Annotated in this window: 17 protein-coding genes and 1 pseudogene; 9 read left to right on the top strand and 9 right to left on the bottom strand. The window is 43.0% G+C overall.

Features of this window, described 5'->3' with window-relative positions; genetic code table 11:
• Positions 1-19 precede the first annotated feature (19 nt).
• A complete protein-coding gene (locus tag ACWYU8_RS00455; RefSeq protein ID WP_457516184.1) occupies positions 20-172 on the top strand; it encodes a hypothetical protein in 153 nt (50 codons plus the stop codon).
• Here the strand turns inward: ACWYU8_RS00455 and ACWYU8_RS00460 are convergent.
• Both ACWYU8_RS00460 and ACWYU8_RS00465 read right to left on the bottom strand, forming a co-directional pair.
• Complete coding sequence (locus ACWYU8_RS00460) at positions 165-776, bottom strand: Fic/DOC family protein (RefSeq protein ID WP_457516185.1); 612 nt, start codon at positions 774-776, stop codon at positions 165-167. The two genes, ACWYU8_RS00455 and ACWYU8_RS00460, sit on opposite strands and share 8 nt — an antisense overlap.
• Positions 773-3,118 (bottom strand): TOTE conflict system archaeo-eukaryotic primase domain-containing protein, encoded by a 2,346-nt coding sequence (locus ACWYU8_RS00465; RefSeq protein WP_457516187.1) that lies wholly within the window; start codon positions 3,116-3,118, stop codon positions 773-775. Before ACWYU8_RS00465 ends, ACWYU8_RS00460 begins: the two co-directional genes overlap by 4 nt.
• A gap of 162 nt (positions 3,119-3,280) precedes the next feature.
• On the opposite strand from ACWYU8_RS00465, the pseudogene ACWYU8_RS00470 reads away from it, so the two are divergent.
• The 4 genes and pseudogenes from ACWYU8_RS00470 to ACWYU8_RS00485 all read left to right on the top strand — a co-directional run.
• Positions 3,281-3,538 (top strand): annotated as a pseudogene (locus tag ACWYU8_RS00470) (carboxypeptidase M32); the annotation flags it as partial.
• A 200-nt stretch (positions 3,539-3,738) separates the two neighbouring features.
• Positions 3,739-4,452: a glutamine amidotransferase gene (locus ACWYU8_RS00475; RefSeq protein ID WP_457516188.1), complete on the top strand. Its 714-nt coding sequence runs from the start codon at positions 3,739-3,741 to the stop codon at positions 4,450-4,452.
• 158 nt (positions 4,453-4,610) lie between these two features.
• Positions 4,611-6,371, top strand: a complete 1,761-nt coding sequence (locus ACWYU8_RS00480) for an ABC transporter ATP-binding protein/permease (RefSeq protein WP_457516189.1) — start codon at positions 4,611-4,613, stop codon at positions 6,369-6,371.
• Positions 6,372-6,564: 193 nt separating this feature from the next.
• Positions 6,565-6,915: a DMT family protein gene (locus ACWYU8_RS00485; protein WP_457516190.1), complete on the top strand. Its 351-nt coding sequence runs from the start codon at positions 6,565-6,567 to the stop codon at positions 6,913-6,915.
• Positions 6,916-7,052: 137 nt separating this feature from the next.
• Here ACWYU8_RS00485 and ACWYU8_RS00490 read toward each other — a convergent pair whose 3' ends face one another.
• From ACWYU8_RS00490 to ACWYU8_RS00500, 3 genes are read right to left on the bottom strand one after another with little or no spacing between them, the layout of a single operon-like run.
• Positions 7,053-9,104, bottom strand: a complete 2,052-nt coding sequence (locus ACWYU8_RS00490) for an FUSC family protein (RefSeq protein ID WP_457516191.1) — start codon at positions 9,102-9,104, stop codon at positions 7,053-7,055.
• Positions 9,105-9,106: 2 nt separating this feature from the next.
• Positions 9,107-9,973 carry an efflux RND transporter periplasmic adaptor subunit gene (locus ACWYU8_RS00495; RefSeq protein WP_457516193.1) on the bottom strand — a complete coding sequence of 289 codons (867 nt, stop codon included), beginning with the start codon at positions 9,971-9,973 and terminating at the stop codon, positions 9,107-9,109.
• 7 nt (positions 9,974-9,980) lie between these two features.
• Positions 9,981-10,181, bottom strand: a complete 201-nt coding sequence (locus ACWYU8_RS00500) for a DUF1656 domain-containing protein (RefSeq protein ID WP_457516195.1) — start codon at positions 10,179-10,181, stop codon at positions 9,981-9,983.
• 452 nt (positions 10,182-10,633) lie between these two features.
• Here ACWYU8_RS00500 and metA point away from each other — a divergent pair, with 452 nt between their 5' ends.
• The 3 genes from metA to ACWYU8_RS00515 all read left to right on the top strand — a co-directional run bounded on the left by metA (position 10,634) and on the right by ACWYU8_RS00515 (position 15,793).
• Positions 10,634-11,575 (top strand): homoserine O-succinyltransferase MetA, encoded by a 942-nt coding sequence (gene metA / locus ACWYU8_RS00505; protein WP_457516197.1) that lies wholly within the window; start codon positions 10,634-10,636, stop codon positions 11,573-11,575.
• Positions 11,576-11,724: 149 nt separating this feature from the next.
• Positions 11,725-12,447 carry a type IV pilus biogenesis/stability protein PilW gene (gene pilW / locus ACWYU8_RS00510; protein WP_457516199.1) on the top strand — a complete coding sequence of 241 codons (723 nt, stop codon included), beginning with the start codon at positions 11,725-11,727 and terminating at the stop codon, positions 12,445-12,447.
• Between the two features lie 181 nt (positions 12,448-12,628).
• Positions 12,629-15,793, top strand: coding sequence for a response regulator (locus tag ACWYU8_RS00515; RefSeq protein ID WP_457516201.1), 3,165 nt, complete (start codon positions 12,629-12,631; stop codon positions 15,791-15,793).
• Between the two features lie 47 nt (positions 15,794-15,840).
• Here ACWYU8_RS00515 and ACWYU8_RS00520 read toward each other — a convergent pair whose 3' ends face one another.
• From ACWYU8_RS00520 to ACWYU8_RS00535, 4 genes are all read right to left on the bottom strand, one after another.
• Positions 15,841-16,158, bottom strand: a complete 318-nt coding sequence (locus tag ACWYU8_RS00520; protein ID WP_457516203.1) for a hypothetical protein — start codon at positions 16,156-16,158, stop codon at positions 15,841-15,843.
• Positions 16,159-16,434: 276 nt separating this feature from the next.
• Positions 16,435-16,869 carry an Mpo1 family 2-hydroxy fatty acid dioxygenase gene (locus ACWYU8_RS00525; protein ID WP_457516205.1) on the bottom strand — a complete coding sequence of 145 codons (435 nt, stop codon included), beginning with the start codon at positions 16,867-16,869 and terminating at the stop codon, positions 16,435-16,437.
• Between the two features lie 161 nt (positions 16,870-17,030).
• Positions 17,031-17,387 carry an MmcQ/YjbR family DNA-binding protein gene (locus ACWYU8_RS00530; RefSeq protein WP_457516207.1) on the bottom strand — a complete coding sequence of 119 codons (357 nt, stop codon included), beginning with the start codon at positions 17,385-17,387 and terminating at the stop codon, positions 17,031-17,033.
• Positions 17,388-17,406: 19 nt separating this feature from the next.
• A complete protein-coding gene (locus tag ACWYU8_RS00535; RefSeq protein WP_457516209.1) occupies positions 17,407-17,889 on the bottom strand; it encodes a MarR family winged helix-turn-helix transcriptional regulator in 483 nt (160 codons plus the stop codon).
• Positions 17,890-18,008: 119 nt separating this feature from the next.
• Between ACWYU8_RS00535 and ACWYU8_RS00540 the strand changes: the two genes are divergently transcribed.
• Positions 18,009-18,908, top strand: coding sequence for a DMT family transporter (locus ACWYU8_RS00540; RefSeq protein ID WP_457516211.1), 900 nt, complete (start codon positions 18,009-18,011; stop codon positions 18,906-18,908).
• Positions 18,909-18,933 lie beyond the last annotated feature (25 nt).

Here is an 18,933-nt window from a genome sequence, read left to right on the forward strand (position 1 = left end):
TTGCTTGTAGCAGAAAAATATGAAGACAGAAAAAAAGAAAATCACTCAAAAGATGATCTATCGTGCGGTGGCAAGCTCGACTGCAATTGAGACAGGATCTCCTGTTCAAAATATTGAACAGCGTCTAAAAGCAAACAAGCGAAAGTATAGCGCCTTATCATTAGCTAGCTAATGGTGTCTCTAACCAGTCTTTCCATATGCTGAAATTCATGCGCCACACCAGCTTGAATAGAAGCGATATAGAAGTCTTTGTGTTTGTCCCACAAACTGTAATCTAATAGCCCTAACCCTGCCTTGTTGCACATTACGTCCATAAGTAGTCGGCTTATTCTGCCATTCCCTTCCCTAAATGGATGGATCAAGATAAGTTCAATGTGGCTCCTAGCCAAGTACGACACTAACTCTTCCCTGCCCATTTCTGGAATACTTTCGAATTTTGACAAATAATTCTGTTCAAACAGTTCAATACATCTTCCGATCTGAAGTGGTGAAGTAAACTGGAAGCCTCCTTTGCCCATATCCACATTTCTGATCCTCCCAGCCCATTCATAGACATTACCAAGCCACTGCCTGTGCCAGCCTATGATGTCAGAAAAAGTTGGCTGAAACTCTGTATTTCCTTCCTCGAAAATTTTTTCATATAACTTGGTTAACAAAATTGCTTCTACATCATCCATTTCATCAGAAATTGTTATACCAAGCTTATTTGCCAGCACCTTACCCTGTGATCCGACCTCAAACCGTGTTTCCGATGAATCAAGTACATATCTATTCATAAAGCGAGGTTCTCCTGCTTATATGCCACAGATTCAGAAAAACCCAGCGCTTTGTATCCTCGGCTCCGCTTGGAATACATTCTTGCCAGCATTGGAATTTTCATATCTACATAATCAATAACACGAGTTTCCGTCTTACCGTCATACTCCCGCTGTATCCTTCCGACATACTGAACAAGTGCTCCTTTCCAAGATACAGGTAATGCGAGAACCAAGGTATCGAGTCGAGGTAGGTCAAATCCTTCACCAATAAACCGCCCAGTCGCTACCAACACCTGTGTGGTCGCCAGCTTTTCATTGACCTCTTCTCGATCTTTCTTTTTCATTGCGCCAATGAGCACCTCATTTTGAATTGCTCTTAGAGTCAACATGTCACTAAGAATTTTTGCATGCTCTCGACGCTCTGTAAGAACAATAGGAACACGTTCTTGCCTCACTTCGGCTTCGATATCATTGATGATTAACTGATTTCTCATTTCATTCTCAATCAGCCATCGATATACATCAGCAATATGTGGTCGAGGTTCTTGAGTTACCAATTGAAGTGGAGGTTCAAAGAGAACCTCCTTCTTTTGAAGGGATTGGACAAATTTCGCAGAACTGGTCGGAGTAATGTTATGTCTTATCCTACCCGCCTGCATGAAAATGATTGGTTGGTGACCATCTCTACGTTCCAAGGTTGCGCTAATTCCAAATACATATTTTGCGTGAATCTCCCCCAATAATTTTTCATACTGCGGTGCTGACAAATGATGACACTCATCTATGATGACCTGTCCGTATTCATGCACAACAGGGTTAACGGTATTATCGCTACGGTTAAGTAAACTTTGATACGTTGCGACATCAACTGCCTTCGTTGGCTTTTTCTTTAAGCCCGTCAGTACACCAATGTCTACACCTGTAGTGAACGTTTTCAGTCGCTCCTGCCATTGCTCCACAAGTTGTTTATTGTGAACGAGGATTAATGTGTTGACCTTTCTTTTGTATAGCAGTCCTATTGCCGTTACGGTCTTCCCAAACGCTGTCGGTGCGTGTAAAACACCGATATCAAATTTAGAAACGGCATCCACCGCTACCTTTTGTTCTTTCCTTAATACGCCATTGAACTGGATACTTTTGAGTCGAACTCCAGGTCTTCTTTTATCGTTAAAGAACAATTTGATATTTGACTGTTCCAATAACTCACAAGCATCATCAATACAGCCTCGTGGTAGTACAAGGTAACCACTGTCGATTTCTGCCAGTGATATGTATCTGGATATTCCATTCGTTGATAGCCGCAATCCCTGAGCCTTGAAAAATTTGGGATTTGAAAATGATGCAAACCTTTTTAATCTGGCAAGCAAAGCATTTGGTAATGTTTCTATGGGAAGATAAATTCTATTCGCTAGAGTGATTTCAATATTGTCTGGGCACCCTAGAATTATAGAAGAAGTAGCAGGTAGGTTTCGCTCCCAAGGTGGCAACGTGAACCCTGTCTTATCATGATCAATAGACTCGTGAGACAGTACCAACTTAGCCAAAGCATCAACTGTCAATTTTTTTGTTGAGGCTAGGATCTGCCATTGATCCTGATAAGACAAAAAATTCCCATCAACAAATTCAGAGTTTCCCTCTGCTCTAGAACCTTTTTGTAATGGTAAAGCAATCAAGTTACCTATTCCTGCTACAGGTAAAAAATCCTGATTAGGAAACAATCGGTCATATGATTCAAAGGACAGCGCTCCGTGGATTAGCATAGCCTGGTCAAGGAGCATAAAACCTAGCTTTCGCACACTAGCTGCATCAACTTTAGTTTCAAAGAAAATCCATACATGCGCACCATTCCCTGAACGAGAACGTTCAAGCAAAAAATCTATTCCATTACGTCTACATGCTTCAGCGTAAGCCAGCGAGGCTTCCTTCCAGTCCTTCTTATCGAAATCAATAGCAAGAAACCAGCAGTTACTATCACTGTCCATTGGGTAGATACCAACAATAGATTTCCCCGACAAGTGATCATACAGAGCTTTTTCATCCAGTGGTTTGAACGATTGGTTGGGGCATTCCAAACATTTGACTTTCGGTTTATTGCATAGCCCCTGTTGCCATTCATTGTTACATGCTATCGAGTATCCAGAACGCCCTTGTTTGTTTTGCCAGCGCACTGCATAACAGCTAGTGTTCCCTTGGAAGTAACGTCGAAATAGCTCGACTTTTTGTTCTGGAGACATTGTATTGCTACATACGGTAGACACAGATTCTTCTGAAACAATTAACTTCAACCGCTTAGCCTCAAGCTGCGCTAACTCTGCTTTAAGCGCTGCGATTCTGTTATCTATAGCACTGAGTTCATCCATGCATTCCTGCCTCAACTTATTTGCCTAAATACACTATCAAGCAAAATTTAACTATAGGATAACACAAATATTTCAAAGGATTATGTAACGGCTTTCTTATTATCCGACCAATTTCAACCTCGATTTTTAACTGAAAAAATAGATATCAGTGTTCATTGACCAGATCGCGCATTCGGTTACTTCCCGAGCAACACATTAGGCGCGATGTATGCGGCGCAGTTTATGGCTGCAATGAAGAAAACAGTAGACGTTGACGGTGCTATCCAAAGCGGCGATCTCACGCCTATCTTCACTTGGCTATCAGACAACATTTGGAGCAAAGGCAGCTTATTAACAACAGATGAATTAGTTAAGGAAGCAACGGGTGAAACACTGAATCCTGTCCATTTCAAACAGCACCTTAGGACTCGATACCTATAACATCTAGTGATTAGGTGTCCAACTGGGCGCCTGATCTAGAAATCACAACAAAGCGTGTTCAAATCAAACTGAACTGTACAGAGCCCGCCTATCGTTACAATGTAATTTACAAAGCACGCACCATCATTCACACCTTTATTGCGTTTAATCTATCCGGTCTTTATATTGATTGGATTACAAAAATATGACCAAGGGATGTAATGAAAACACTATTAATCGTCAACGTAGGATCTGCACCGGAAAGGCAACTCAGTAAGTTTGGTGATTTCGAGTTATGGGCTAAGCAGGCTATTGGTGAAGTTTCATTAAATATCATTTTCCATGACGGCATTCATACTCCACTGCCAGATAGTAATACTCTGGCAGGTGTCATCATCATGGGTTCGCTTTCTATGGTTACTGAAAAAACCGACTGGATGAAAAGATTGTCCGCAGAGCTCGTTGCGCTGAGTGAACAACATATCCCTATCCTAGGCATCTGTTTTGGACACCAGCTTTTGGCTTATGCGTTTGGCGGGAAAGCCGGATATAACCCAAATGGCTTAGAGGTAGGAACAGTAAACATTACCCGGAGTGCCGAAAGCGAACATGACCCGCTTTTTTCGCGTTTACCGAAACAATTTCTGGCACAAACCATCCATTTCCAGACTGTACTGACTCTACCAGAAAACGCCGTACTTCTTGCGGAAAGTGATATGGATAAGCACCACTCATTTCGCATTGGTAAATGCACATGGGGCGTACAGTTTCACCCTGAGTTTTCTGCCGAAATCATGGCTGATATGCTGGACAACGTTGAGGAACACTTGGAAGGTGAACTTTTCGCTAAGAAAAAGCAGCAGATTTCAACGACAGATAATGCGAGACAAATATTAGTCCAGTTTGCTCTATTGTGTACAAGGAAGTGTGCTTAAAAAAGCATTATCGAGATTGGCAACCAAACAGGCCAGAAGCATGTATTTTCTTCTTTCAGTAACAACATATCGTCGTTCCCTGAAAATAACTCGTTACTGGTTGCCTTAAACAAAGTCGCTTACTATGCCCAATATCATAATAAATATGTGAACCTCTCATGAGCAGTAAAAAGAACAAAAACCTCAGCATTCTTCTTAAACTCAACAACTTTGTTTCACCTTATAAGTGGCGAGTTACCGCAGCCCTGGTCGCACTGGTAGCGACTGCAAGCCTGACGTTGTCAGTTGGCTATGGCGTACGCATTCTTATTGATCAGGGGTTCGCTCAGCAGTCGTTACAAGAGTTAAGCAGTGCGATTCAATTTATTATCGCTATTACTTTGTGTATTGCTATCGGTACTTTCTTTCGCTTCTATCTTGTTTCATCAGTAGGAGAACGCGTCAGCGCCGATATTCGCCTTGCGGTGTTTAACCATGTTATTTCACTGCATCCGAGTTATTTTGAAACCAACAGTAGCGGCGATATTATGTCGCGCCTCACCACTGACACCACTTTGTTACAGAGCATTATTGGCTCTTCATTTTCCATGGCAATGCGCAGTGCCTTGATGTGCGTTGGGGCCATCATTATGTTGTTTGCCACCAACTTTAAGCTCACGCTGATTGTCCTTGCTTCAGTACCGTTCGTTTTGGTGCCTATTTTGGTTTATGGCCGACGAGTACGTGCACTGTCTCGCCAAAGTCAGGACTCCATGGCGGAAATGGGCAGCTATGCAGGTGAAGCCATAGAGCATATTAAAACCGTACAGAGCTTTAATTCAGAACAACATGAAAAAGCCGCCTTTGCCGTAGAGGTGGAGAAAGCGTTCGAGGTTGGTAGACAACGAGTGAAGCAGCGAGCGATTTTAATATCAGGTGTCATTGTAATCGTCTTTAGCGCCATTTCAGGTATGCTTTGGGTCGGCGGCAGTGATGTTATTCACGGAAAGATGTCAGCAGGTGATCTGGGGGCTTTTGTGTTTTATGCCATTATGGTCGCGTCCTCCATGGCAACCATTTCAGAAGTGCTTGGTGAATTACAAAGATCCGCGGGCGCAACCGAAAGATTGATTGAGATCCTGCAAGTAGATAGCGAGATTAGTGCGCCAACCCATCCTTTAGCGATAAACGCCACGATGCCTGCAGAGGTGGCATTTAAATCGGTTAATTTCACCTACCCTTCTCGCCCTGGTCAACCTGCGATCAAAGCGCTAAACCTAACCGCTGAACAAGGAAAGGTCTTGGCACTGGTTGGTCCGTCTGGCGCTGGTAAAACGACACTATTTGAACTGTTACAACGTTTTTACGACCCACAACAAGGCCAGGTTTTGTTTGGAGGAATCGATATTCGCCAGTTCGACCCGAACGATCTGCGCCGCCAAATGGCACTGGTACCACAACAGCCTGCCTTGTTTAGCAATGATGTGTTCCACAACATTCGTTACGGCAACCCCGAAGCAACGGATGAGCAAGTCATCGAAGCCGCGAAAAAAGCCCACGCACATGAATTTATTGAGAAGCTACCTGAAGGGTATCGTAGCTTTTTAGGGGAGCGTGGCGTGAGACTTTCAGGAGGCCAAAAGCAGCGAATTGCGATTGCTCGTGCCATTCTTAAAGACCCGAAAATCCTACTGCTTGATGAAGCCACCAGTGCACTAGATAGCGAAAGTGAACACCATGTTCAGCAAGCACTTGAGGCGTTAATGAAAGACCGTACCACACTGATCATCGCTCATCGTTTATCGACCATCCAACATGCAGATAAAATAGCAGTTTTAGATGGCGGCGAACTGGTCGACATTGGTCACCACCAATCCTTGATGCAAAGCTGCGAGTTATATCAGCGACTGGTGGCATTGCAGTTTAAGCACTTAGATTAAAGGCTTATTTATGCTCGTTCTAATTAACAGGCTTAATGTGTATCCTATCGGCACCAAAACTTCAGAGCATCACAAACAAGCTACTCTTGTCTGTAATATTCCAATTTACTCTGTTTTCACTCAAGAGTAGAATGCGCCAACTTTGGTTCTGGCTCATTATCGTGGTGAGCCATCTATTTGAGTTTGAGTGTTTATGAATCCGGTGTTTCTCAGTATTTCGTTACTTATATGTAGTAACGTTTTTATGACCTTCGCTTGGTATGCACATTTAAAAGAGCTGAACAATAAATTGTGGATAATTGCAGCGCTCGTCAGTTGGGGAATTGCATTATTTGAGTACCTTCTGCAGGTTCCTGCCAACAGAATTGGCTATACCGTCTTGAGCGTTGGCCAACTAAAAATAATGCAAGAAGTCATCACCTTGATGGTATTCGTCCCTTTTTCTGTTCTTTATCTAAAAGAACCCCTAAAACTCGATTATCTCTGGGCTGGTTTATGTTTAGTTGGTGCTGTTTATTTTGTATTTCGTAGCAAATTCTCATAGCTAGTTTTACATTCCCATCAGCACCCTTTCGTCGTAGAACAATTTTACCCACAATCGGACTCAGGCGTCATTACATTCAATGCGGGCGAGAAGTTTTCTGGTCAGGACATCATCTGATGCCCTTTCCGCACATCTGCCTATGTTCTTTCTTCAGCAATAGCTTTTGCACTTCGATCAAGAGTTAGTTGAATACGTTCACACATACCCGCCAGTATGTCTTTCTGTTCCGGTAAAAAATCAAACTCATCTAATCTCGATAACAGTGACGCGTTGGCAAGATGAAATATGGGATCTTCTTTACCATGAAAAGCGTTTAGGTACGCGTTAGCCAGTGCCTCCTGCCAGTAAATCAAATGTGAATCCAATTTAGTATCTGCGACTCTTCTTACAATACGATGTAAACGCATGGAAACATGACCAAGATTTAATCCCGTTAACGCCAGGTCTGTGACGTTTCGCTCTGAACTAAGTGCTTTATCATAAGTCGAAATCCTTAATAACCTATCCCCCATACGTGCATTGAACCACTGTTCTGGCGCGGTGTGCTTGTCCATATCAATAAGATCATTCTGAGTCGCACGCATTAAGCGTGTCAGCATGAGTGGCAAACTAGGGCCTGTCACTAATTTGAAAATCCAGTACAACACTGTGACACCAACAAAGATGGCCATACCATTACTGATCGTCGTGCTCACGGTGAGTGCCCGAGTCATGTCTGTACTAGGCATAATAAATATCGTAAATGGGATACAGATGCCAAGACCATACGGCAAGGTAGCTCGATTCGCTAACGCCAACAGACCTATGAAATAAGGGCCAGCCAATATGAGTACTAGCAGCTCAAAATCTTTACTGCTTGCTGCGATTAAAGGTAATGCATAAAAAATGGCTAACGGTAACGCGATAACGATTCCAACCAGTAGCCGCTTTAGCACTACAGTAAGAGTCGACATCGGTAAGCGAGCCATCATAATAGAAAACACCACTGGCAGTATCATAATCATCATGACCGAGGATGAGCCCGTCCCCACCCAGAGCCCGGCACCAACCAGAAATAGCAATACGCTACGAAGCCCGGTAGTAATGCCGATCAAAGGATCACGATGGCTTTGAAAACTCGGTGCATTCAAATTGGTCGTCTCTTTACTGGACAACTTGGCATAACCTTTAAGCAAGACAATCAACTCAGCACTCAACTCAAGCGAAATCTTAAGTAAACGTTTTTGCAGCGGCGTTTTCTCACCAACCTGATTGGCATATTCCATCTGCTTGCGGCGCAATGACTGGGCAATAGTGTAGCACTCATCGTAGTCTCTCGAGTCTGCCATTTGGGTAAAACTCATGCGCATAGAGTCCAGTACTGGCTCAAGAACCTCACCTACGAGCTCCGGATGGCGACGCTGCAAGCGCCCGAATATCTGTACCAAAGCCAATAGTGACAACACGCTATTACCTATCGCATTGGCTGCCCGGCTCTGCCCTTTACCTTCAGGACCTTCAAAACTCACTGCACTTGAGTCATCACTGAGAGCGGTTACTGACTCAAGTATGCTATCAATTGTGTGGTGGCGTTCCTCATGAGAGCCATTTTTATCCAGCTCGATGACTAAATAACCTAACGTCTGATTAATAACGTTCCTGGCGTTGACGACTAAGCCATCTTTCACTTTCTCCGGCCAAATCAGCTGACTGACCAGAGTCGCACAGATAACACCAATGACAATTTCACTGATTCTGGCCTGTGCTATATCAAATACACGCTGACTGCTGGCAAGATCCGGCTGTACCATGACTAACAAGCAGACTAAACACGCCGTCATACCTGCCATCGCAAAGGCGTAGACTAAATTTTGCCGACGCACCATGGCTGATAGTCCTGAGTTAATACCCAACCAAAGAGCCAACAGACCGAGTGCGATTTCAGGGTAAGGGGCAAACCATTGAAGAATGGTGATACCCACAAACCCGCCAACCAGAGTACCGATAATCTGGTACATGCCCTTTTCAACAACCAGACCGCTTTGAGGACGAATTTGCAGAAATACTGCACCAATTAACGCCCAGTATGGTCGGTCTAGGTTCAAGAACATGGCAATGTACAGAGACAACGCCATAGCAATCACGCCTTTGATAGCAAACTTTATCGCCTGTTTATCAGGGAAAAATAGACTATTAAATAGTGCCTGCATGGTTACTGAGCGGTCTCATTTAAATGAATAGAAACGGTCATCCCTGCGCTAAGATTCAGATCGTCAGGGTAATCATCCAATTTGATATCCACCGGGATTCTTTGCGCTAAACGAACCCAGTTAAAGGTCTGTTGAACCTGAGGCAGCAGTTGGCTGTTACCAGTCGTGTTACTATCAGCAATCGCTTCACCAATACTCGTAACGGTTCCGGTTAGTGCTTTACCTCCACTCATTAAGGTGATTTTTGCCTTTTGACCAAGCTTAATCAGTGGGATCTTTGTTTCTTCAAAATACCCCGTCACGTAAAAGGAGTTCGCTTTCACTAACGAAAGAACAGGATTACCCTGACTGACATAATTACCATCTCTAAGACTCAAATTGATAATGCTGCCATCCGCAGGCGCTTTGATAACGGTACGATCCAGGTTGATCTGAGCGGTGGCAAGCTGAGCCTGAGCCAGTTTGTAATTCGATTTTGCCAGTTCAGTAGTGATACGAGCGCTTTCTGCCGTTTCTTCACTGATCAATTGCTTATTCGTTAATGTTTCACGACGTGAGTACTGATGTTTTGCTAATTCCCACGCATATTTTTTGTTTTCAACTTGCGCTTCCAGCTCTGCTATCGCCGCTTTATAGCGAGCATCGTCAACGGTGAAAATAACATCACCTTTTTTGACATCCTGATTGTCACTGACTTCAATCTCATTGACCCATCCAGAAACATCAGGAGCAATCGTTATCACGTGAGCCCTTATTCGCCCATCTCTGGTCCAGGGAGAATACAGATAATGCTGCCAAATCCAATGACCAAGAATTACGGCAACAACCAGAGTCGTAAGTGTGAGGGAGATACGAATGAATTTTCCCATAAGATGATTAGCTCCCAAATAGATAGATGACTAACGCGAGATAACAGACATACAAGCTGACTTCAAACCAGGGTGCCTTCCACAGTTTTGCGTATAAACCTGATTTATGCAGCACAAAACGCGTACTCCATGACAGTAAAAAAGCAAGAGGCATAAAAATCACCAGCGGGCTAAACAGAAGCCCGGCAAACGCTAACTCTTCAAACATAGGGCATAGTTCCCAACTTTCTGGTGTTGGCTTGGATGAAATAGATGATTACGAAAGTTTAGTACATTCACTATACAACCCAATGAATGTAAAAAAAATAGCGGATTAAGCAGGTTAGCAATATCTGGCTTATGCCGTATCCCCGACCAAAAGAGATTTACAGCCCATACTCACTAGTGATGCCCATTCATCCATATTCACTCGTTCGTAAAACCATCATCAAATGGTATAAGACACATTCCAATATCGCCTCATCATAAATAATTATCTAGTCACGATTAGCAGACGCCAAGGTCATTGATGATGGAAATATAATCAATACATTTATTTCTAACATAAATAAGTAAGAGTTAAACTTATCTAAAGTCACATTTCGTATCGACATCTAATTCGATTTGAGTTAGCTTTAGATGTATAGACGTCTAGATGACCAGGATTAGGGAGAGAAAGTCGTGCCAATTAGAATTCCAGATCAATTACCTGCAACTGACATACTAAGGACAGAGAACATCTTCGTAATGACTGAGACTCGAGCGGCAAGTCAGGAAATACGTCCGTTGCGAGTACTGATCCTGAATTTAATGCCTAAGAAGATCGAGACTGAAACTCAGTTTCTGCGTTTACTTTCCAATAGTCCTCTTCAAGTTAATGTTGAATTACTGCGAATTGATGATCGCCCAAGTAAAAATACACCAACAGAACACTTGGATAATTTTTACCGCCAGTTTGAGATGGTCAAAAACAAAAATTTTGATGGTCTGATCATCACAGGTGCCCCACTCGGCCTAGTGCAATTTGAAGATGTGTTGTATTGGGACCATCTGAAAACGATTATGGAATGGGCCAAACAGCATGTCACATCAACACTATATGTGTGTTGGGCGGCTCAAGCTGGTTTAAAATTGCTTTACGATTTGCCGAAGAAAACCCGTAAAGAAAAGCTCTCTGGTGTTTATCATCATCAGATCCATAATCAGTACCATCCAATATTACGTGGATTTGATGACACCTTTTTAGCGCCTCACTCACGTTATGCCGACTTCTCACAGCATTTCCTGGAAGAGCATACCGATTTAGATATTCTAGCGACTTCCGACGTCGCCGGTGTTTACTTAGCAACAACCAAAGATAAGCGAAACGTGTTTGTGACTGGCCATCCTGAGTATGATTCCTACACACTTCATAATGAATATATCCGAGATTTGAGCGAAGGTATGGAGCCTGCTATTCCGGTAAACTACTATCCGAATAACAACCCGGATAATCCACCGACAGCAAGCTGGAGAAGCCATGGTCATTTGTTGTTCTCCAACTGGCTGAACTACTGTGTTTACCAACAAACACCATTCGACCTAGATCATTTCAGTGAAGATGCATTCACTAAAGACGATTAATTCAATGACTTAACTTTGTGAACCAAGCCGCCATACGGCGGCTTTTTCGCAGTAGTTTGCAAACCTGATCGCATCGTAATTTCTCATCAATAGGCTTTTGCCACGCAATTCATATCATTCAGTGAAATACAGGTATGTAGGGATGAGAAATGAAAACAGTTAAGCTTGGGATAGTTCTTTTAGTTGCTCAATATTCACTGGTAGGCTGTGTCACGGTGAAAAAAGATGGGGGGCCGGTCATAAAAGCAGACCCAGTCGCGATGGCAGAGTCACGTATTGCGCTAGGTCTTGGTTATCTGGAGAGTGGCAGCACGATTCGTGCTCATGATAATTTACAACAAGCGCTAACTCACGCCCCTCAATATTACCGTTCTCAGCTTTCCATGGCACACTACTACGAAACCGTCGGTGAAGATTCTAAAGCGGAACAGATGTATAAGCGCTCATTACGCCAACACACCCAAAATGGTAACGTCCTGAACAACTACGGGACTTTCTTATGCAAGCGAGGCCAGTACCAACAAGCTGACAAGATGTTCAACCGGGCTATTGAACAGCCGTACTACTATCTGATTCCAGCCAGTTACGAAAATGCTGCATTTTGTGCTTTGAAATCACAAGATAAAGACAAAGCAAAGTATTACTTCACAAGAGCTATCGACCACGACCCACACAGACCCAAATCGATTCTTCAACTCGCTAAGCTAGAAATTGACGCAGGAGAATTCACCGATGCCAGAATCAGACTCATGCGCTTTAACCAGATCTATGGGGTAAAGAAACCCGCTTTACAACTGATGCTTGAACTCGAACGCACTGCTGGAAACGAATCACTCGAACAAAAATATCAGAGGCAGTTAGAGCAACTGTAACCGCGATAATTTATATCATGACGATTGATTTTGATGACCGAACCTTTTGAACGAAAAAACAGTATGAAATCTGAGTCACACTTCCTTTTGCTTGCAAGTTAGAGTTTTGTCCGAAAGCAAACCTGTTGAGATAGATAAACTACACTTTGCATATCAACCAACTTGAATATGGAAGTGTACTGTGGTCGGTGTTTTTTCCTGGGATAACCTGTCTGTTAAGCAAAAATTATTTGGCTTGGTTCTTTTGCCAATAACATTGCTGCTTATTCTGGCAGGTCAACACGTACACCGCCTTTCATCACAAGCGCAGGATCTCAATAGAGCTCAGCTATTTACGGATTACATAGAGCTCGTTTCCCACCTCTATAATCTTCCCAACACATTAGAAAACGTCGATAAATCAGAGGAAATTCTTCGCCTTGCTCAGGAGCTCAAGCACCGAAATCGTGCAATTTTCGGAAACGATTTGGAGATATCAGTTTTATTAACAAGCTTTGAAGAGGCCAGTATGGCGTTAAACGAAGCCTCTGATGCCGAAGAACAGCTAGATGCGATCGAATTGCGATCTGGCATATATCAACAAATCCTTTTAAGCCTGGACCAGATCTACTTTAGTAATATCAGCCATGAAACCAATAACGACCTCTCATCGATAATGCATTTGGAATGGCTTATGTATTGGTCGACTAAAGAACACAGACTCAGCCAGTACCTTATTGAATCAGTAGAAAAAGACCAATACTACAATACGGCTATCCGAGACGAAATTCAGTCACTCGTACAAAGTCAACAACTCTTAATCGAACGTTTTATGGCTCTCAATGCCAATCGTCAACAAGTCGAGATGCTTATCGACACCTTTAGCGACGAGGTATTTCGAATCAGTCAGGAGTTCCGCACCAATATACTTCAGCCGCGACAGCTACAAGCCCTGACGTCACAACAAATCGCTTCAGGTTTAGCAGCGCTAAACAAACGAATGACGCTCATTCACGGTATAGACAAACACATCGTGCACCAGTTGCAGGCAAGAATTAGTGAGTCCATTACCAACACGACTCAACATCGATTGATTTTTATCGCTGCAGTCTTGTTAATTACGGTTCTGGTCATCAGCCTAACCATACGATTAATTCGTAAGGTCACAGGTAACCTGGATTTAGTACTAGAATTCCTGAGTCACGAAAGTTACGTGGCAGACTCTCCTTTGTCAGGACTGATTAAAGGTAAAGATGAACTCAGCAAATTTGCTCGGGAAGTGGACAAGTTGAGTTACGAACGAGAGCAGGCAAAGCAAAAGCTGACTCAAGCAAAAGAAGATGCAGAACGAGCCAAAGATGAAGCGATTGAGGCGAGTAAAGCGAAGAGCAGCTTCCTGGCCAACATGTCACACGAAATCCGTACGCCGTTAAATGGGGTAATTGGTATTTCAGAAGTTCTGTCGGATACCTCACTCACCGCCGTCCAGCGCGACTATGTCGACACGATAGAAACATCATCACAACTGTTGCTAAGCCTTATCAATGATGTACTAGACTTTTCTAAAATTGAATCTGGCATGCTAATGATTAGCCCTAATTCGAGCTGTATTCGAGAGTCAATTTACGACATTGCGTCTATCGTGTGTCCAAAAGCAAAAGAAAAAGGCATTGATATCAAGGTGAACATCAGCCCTAATACGCCCTACCACATCGTGGTAGATGACCATCGCCTACACCAAATCCTCATGAACTTTATGTCAAACGCCGTTAAATTTACTCAACAAGGCTATGTCGAGCTCAGCATTTTTACCCATGCCCTTACCGACTCTACTGCTGTCATTGAGTTTTCTGTCAAAGACTCTGGCATCGGTATTAATGAACAACAGCAGATAAGCATTTTTGCACCCTTTGCTCAAGAAGATAATTCAACCACACGACAGTTTGGTGGTACAGGGCTTGGTCTAGCAATTAGTACTCAACTTGTCGATCTGATGGGAGGACATATCAAGCTTGACTCCCAAAAAGGGCTGGGAAGTCGCTTCTACTTTCATTTAACCGTCCCGATTTCTCAGCAATTCTTTAATCCGCATCATACGCTGAACCAACATCAGATATGGCTAGTTTGTGATGACGCTAATACGGAAAACAAACTGCGTAACGAGTTAAACGTTTACCAAGTTGATGTCCGCGATTCAGTCAATAAACTTAGTGACCTGCCAAGATGGATTAACGATAAAGAAAACATCATCATTATATATGTCGAAACCGCACCTGATGAGGCAATTTCGATAGCCGATTATATGCGTAGTTTTGAAAACCAGAATATACGTGTTTGCCTGATAAAACACATGCACAGTAAGCAATTCGATTTTGGGAAAAGTGTCAGTGCCATTGTTACACAGCCTCTGTTAGGTCAGCGCTTTCTTAAAGCACTCAATCTGTGTGAAAGCGGTTTTTCGGTACCAACTGAAATGCACACTCCCTCCCTTCAGACATCGACACGACCTAAAATATTGATCGTGGATGACAACACGGTAAATCAAAAGATTGCTGGACTGCATGTAACAAAAGCCGGGTATAGCTTTGATTTTGCAGAAAATGGAGCAGAAGCTATCGAAATGTTTAAACATAATCGATATAAGTTGATCTTGATGGACTGCATGATGCCGGTAATGGATGGATTCGAAGCCACAAAGATCATTCGACAAATTGAAGAAAGTGAACAACGCACTTTTCGTATCCCAATCATCGCTCTGACCGCCAGTGTGGTCGAAGATGATATTCAAAAGTGTTTTGACATGGGAATGAACGATTACATTCCAAAGCCCTTTAAAGCTGGTTTACTAAAAGTAAAACTAGACAAAGCCCTTGGATTACACGTTCAAACCGATCCTCTTAATGAACCAGACTCAATGAGCTCAAGTACAGACCAAAACTCAGACGCAGAGCCACCACTTAACCGAAGTCCAACAATCGATCCTATCGCCATACGAACTGAACGCATCTTGCTTGTTGAAGACAACCGAGTAAACCAGAAAGTTGCGTCATTGCTGTTAGATAGAGCGGGATATCAATATGAAATAGCGGAAAACGGCCAGATAGCGGTAGAGATGTTTCAACGCAACACGGAGTTTGACATCATCTTAATGGATTGCATGATGCCAGTCATGGATGGCTTTGAAGCAACGAGACAAATTCGTGCTTATGAGGCGCGTAAAGGCTTAGAAAAAACGCCGATCATCGCTTTAACCGCTAGTGTTGTTGATGATGATATTCAGCGCTGCTTTGATTCAGGGATGGACGCATATATACCCAAACCTGTGAAAAAAGAGAAACTACTGAATCAGATCGAAAACATGATTTAGCCAAGCGGTAGTTACTGACCAGCTGAGCGTTGTCTTCTAAGTCTCACTTATTTTTTGTCAGAGTTATGTTTATTCATTTTGACTTGCTTATCTTTACGCCTTAACGCTCTAAAAAATTTAGATTCTTCGTGGTACCAACCGATCACACTGATAGGGAACCCGACAAGCATCATGATAAAGAGATCCGCTGGCAACTGCTCGACGATATCCTCAATGGCATGCAAATGTCCAAACACAAACAAACCTATAATTTTCCCTACTAATAATGCGCAACAAATCATAAAAAAAGATTTGAAGATATAACGCCATTTGCCTTTCTTACGCTCCTCTTTCCAATAAACGTATTTGTGTTCTCGGTTGTACATCCCCCCTCCCTACGTGACATGTCACTGAAAAATAACAATGTGGTTGCTGTGCATCCTAATACATTAAGCATAGTGGGAATAACGCTGCGTTGCTGTACAAACCCTTTTAACAGCACACAATTTGAAGTTAGTTTGAGAAAGATCATGAGTTCTGGCTCAACGCTAAAATTGAGCGGAAATACAGATCAATGTCAGTCTAGAACGCCATGTTATGTATTGAAAAACATCTGTGTTTAGCACGCTAACAAAAGCAAAGTTTTACTTTTAAATAGCATCTTACTGCTTTCTGAACACCCAGATTGGGCCGATAAGAAGAAATTGTAAGTCTTCGTAAAATGAAGGTTTAGTTCCTTCAATTTTGTGACCAATAAATTGCAGCATCCACAAAACACCAAATACAATTGCGGAAATATAAAGTACAGGAAGCTGCAAAACTTCCAACGACCACACTAAGCCAATACATGCCAAGGTATAACCCAACATCATCATGAAAACACTTAAAGAAAGTCGGAAATAAAAGATCCAAACCGGAATCACGGCCAGCCATATCCAGTTTAAATTAAGACCTGAAATGGGAAGTTGAGGAATTGACCAGATCAACCCGACCACAGCAAGATAGATACCAGGCACGGCAATAGCGTGGATTTTTCGATTGATCGGGTTTTGATGACTTTCACCATAGGCTTTTAACCAATCAGATAGCGCGCGCATATCATTATCCCCTTTTCGCTCTCTTACTTTTTATATAGCCCTAAGTTGATCAAGGCGCGAGTTTTTGAGCGAACACTATCGAAAAATTCGTTTTAATTGATATGGCAACAACTTAATACAGTATGACGGCGTCTAGCTAGCTTCATCCTACCTGCGTTGCGCTACAGAAAACCAAGTGAAGCACGTTGAGCTTTAGTCATATTTGCAACGATAAGTTGGTATGAGCGTTGACACAGATCTTGAATTAGCCCGTCTTCGACATCACCATCAAAATACACCGTGATCCAATGCTTTTTATTGAGATGATAGCCGGGGGTGATGTCCTTGAATTGGGAAGTCAGCACTTCTCCATCTTCTGGCTTCACCTTAACACTGACGTACTCGCGACCATCACGCTGCGCAAGTAGCGCGAACATTTTACCCTTAATCTTAAATACCAAGGCTTCGGGTCCAAACGGAAAATCGCTTTCAGCACTCATAAAAGTGTTGAGGTACTTTTCTAACTCTTTGCTTTGCATACACACCTCGAAATTAGTTCTACTCAAACTGAGGTAATAAGACTTTTAACGCCTTATTAACCTGCATCTTTTCTTCATCACATAAGCCACGAATAAAGTCTCGTTGAACTTCAACATGCTCCACAATTAAATTATCGATGAGTTGTAATCCAACAGACGTTAGTGCTACCGTGACACTGCGTCGATCTTCTCTGCTGTGCTCTCTGGAAATTAGACCTTTCTTTTCCAGCTTATCCAAACGGTTTGTCATTGCTCCTGACGTCAGCATCATAGATTCAATCAATGCAGAAGGAGTCAAGCAATAAGGCGCTCCTGCTCGGCGCAAGGTTGCCAACACATCAAATTCACCCATTTTAAGATCATACTGCTTGTGAAGCTCTGCTACGCGCGTCTCCATATGTTTGGCGATTCTCATCAGCCGTCCCATGATAGCCATCGGCTGTGTATCAAGATCAGGCTTTTCCTTCAGCCACTGATCGACCACTCTATCAATTGCGTCCATTACTAAATGCGCTCCAAAGCAACGTTAACTTGCAAATTATTTTAACATAAAGATACTTTACAAAAAGTAACCTTAGGCGTATCTTTACATGCAATTATCTTAACGTAAAGATATTTAATGTGAACATTTTACTCGCGATGATCCCTTCGTTTTTCTGGGGAACCACTTATGCCGTGACGCAGTTTACTGTGCCAGACTGGCCTCCCGTATTGTTGGGTGCACTAAGAGCACTTCCAGCAGGCCTTCTGCTACTTGCAATAAAGCCAACCTTACCTAAAAAGCACGAGTGGAAGTCGCTGTTTGTCTTGGGAACCATCAATATCGCATTGTTCTTTGGACTGATTTTTGTCATGGCATTGACTTTACCAGCTGCCATCTCCGGTGTTGGGATGGTTTCAGTACCAGTTTTTGCGATGCTCTACAGTTGGGCAGTCTATAAACGTAAGCCAAGAGCGATGCATATATGGCGAGGGATCTCGCTGATTGTTTTAGCCTGGTTCTTGTTTGATCCCAGAACTATCACACTGGATCCTATCGGTTTACTTGCGATGCTAGCCGCCATCATATGTATTGTCTCCGGTAGCAGTGTGACTAAATCACTGGGAACCAAAATGCATTGGTGGACAGTCCTTACCTGGCAGTTGATCATCGGCGGTGTTGTCCTATCGGTTGCCGCGGGCGTTCTCGCGAGTCTGAACCCGGAGCCTTATGTCAGTGCGATAAGCAATGTATCTACCACAAACATCATGGGGCTACTCTGGGTTATTTTGCTCAACACGGCATTGGGCTACACCATGTATGTTTGGCTTCTGCAACGAATGTCTGTGGTCGACTTTACTTTTGGCGGAATTATTAATCCAATTGCGGGGATTGTTTCTGGGCTTTTGTTGCTTGGAGAAAGCTTCACCCTATTACAATACAGTTTGATGCTAGGCATGATCCTGATGTCACTGCTACCTCAACTCGTGGCTACCTTTTTGAAATCAAGAGAGAGACAGGCAACACCGAGCACAAATTGAATGCAAAAAGAGGAAGCCACTGACT

It is taken from the genome of Vibrio limimangrovi (assembly GCF_054064025.1).

What these genes read in the sequence shown, in the direction of transcription:
- ACWYU8_RS00455 (WP_457516184.1), top strand. Translation starts at nt 20, where the DNA reads ATGAAGACAGAAAAAAAGAAAATCACTCAAAAGATGATCTATCGTGCG.
- ACWYU8_RS00460 (WP_457516185.1), bottom strand. Translation starts at nt 776, where the DNA reads ATGAATAGATATGTACTTGATTCATCGGAAACACGGTTTGAGGTCGGA.
- ACWYU8_RS00465 (WP_457516187.1), bottom strand. Translation starts at nt 3,118, where the DNA reads ATGGATGAACTCAGTGCTATAGATAACAGAATCGCAGCGCTTAAAGCA.
- ACWYU8_RS00475 (WP_457516188.1), top strand. Translation starts at nt 3,739, where the DNA reads ATGAAAACACTATTAATCGTCAACGTAGGATCTGCACCGGAAAGGCAA.
- ACWYU8_RS00480 (WP_457516189.1), top strand. Translation starts at nt 4,611, where the DNA reads ATGAGCAGTAAAAAGAACAAAAACCTCAGCATTCTTCTTAAACTCAAC.
- ACWYU8_RS00485 (WP_457516190.1), top strand. Translation starts at nt 6,565, where the DNA reads ATGAATCCGGTGTTTCTCAGTATTTCGTTACTTATATGTAGTAACGTT.
- ACWYU8_RS00490 (WP_457516191.1), bottom strand. Translation starts at nt 9,104, where the DNA reads ATGCAGGCACTATTTAATAGTCTATTTTTCCCTGATAAACAGGCGATA.
- ACWYU8_RS00495 (WP_457516193.1), bottom strand. Translation starts at nt 9,973, where the DNA reads ATGGGAAAATTCATTCGTATCTCCCTCACACTTACGACTCTGGTTGTT.
- ACWYU8_RS00500 (WP_457516195.1), bottom strand. Translation starts at nt 10,181, where the DNA reads ATGTTTGAAGAGTTAGCGTTTGCCGGGCTTCTGTTTAGCCCGCTGGTG.
- pilW (WP_457516199.1), top strand. Translation starts at nt 11,725, where the DNA reads ATGAAAACAGTTAAGCTTGGGATAGTTCTTTTAGTTGCTCAATATTCA.
- ACWYU8_RS00520 (WP_457516203.1), bottom strand. Translation starts at nt 16,158, where the DNA reads ATGTACAACCGAGAACACAAATACGTTTATTGGAAAGAGGAGCGTAAG.
- ACWYU8_RS00525 (WP_457516205.1), bottom strand. Translation starts at nt 16,869, where the DNA reads ATGCGCGCGCTATCTGATTGGTTAAAAGCCTATGGTGAAAGTCATCAA.
- ACWYU8_RS00530 (WP_457516207.1), bottom strand. Translation starts at nt 17,387, where the DNA reads ATGCAAAGCAAAGAGTTAGAAAAGTACCTCAACACTTTTATGAGTGCT.
- ACWYU8_RS00535 (WP_457516209.1), bottom strand. Translation starts at nt 17,889, where the DNA reads ATGGACGCAATTGATAGAGTGGTCGATCAGTGGCTGAAGGAAAAGCCT.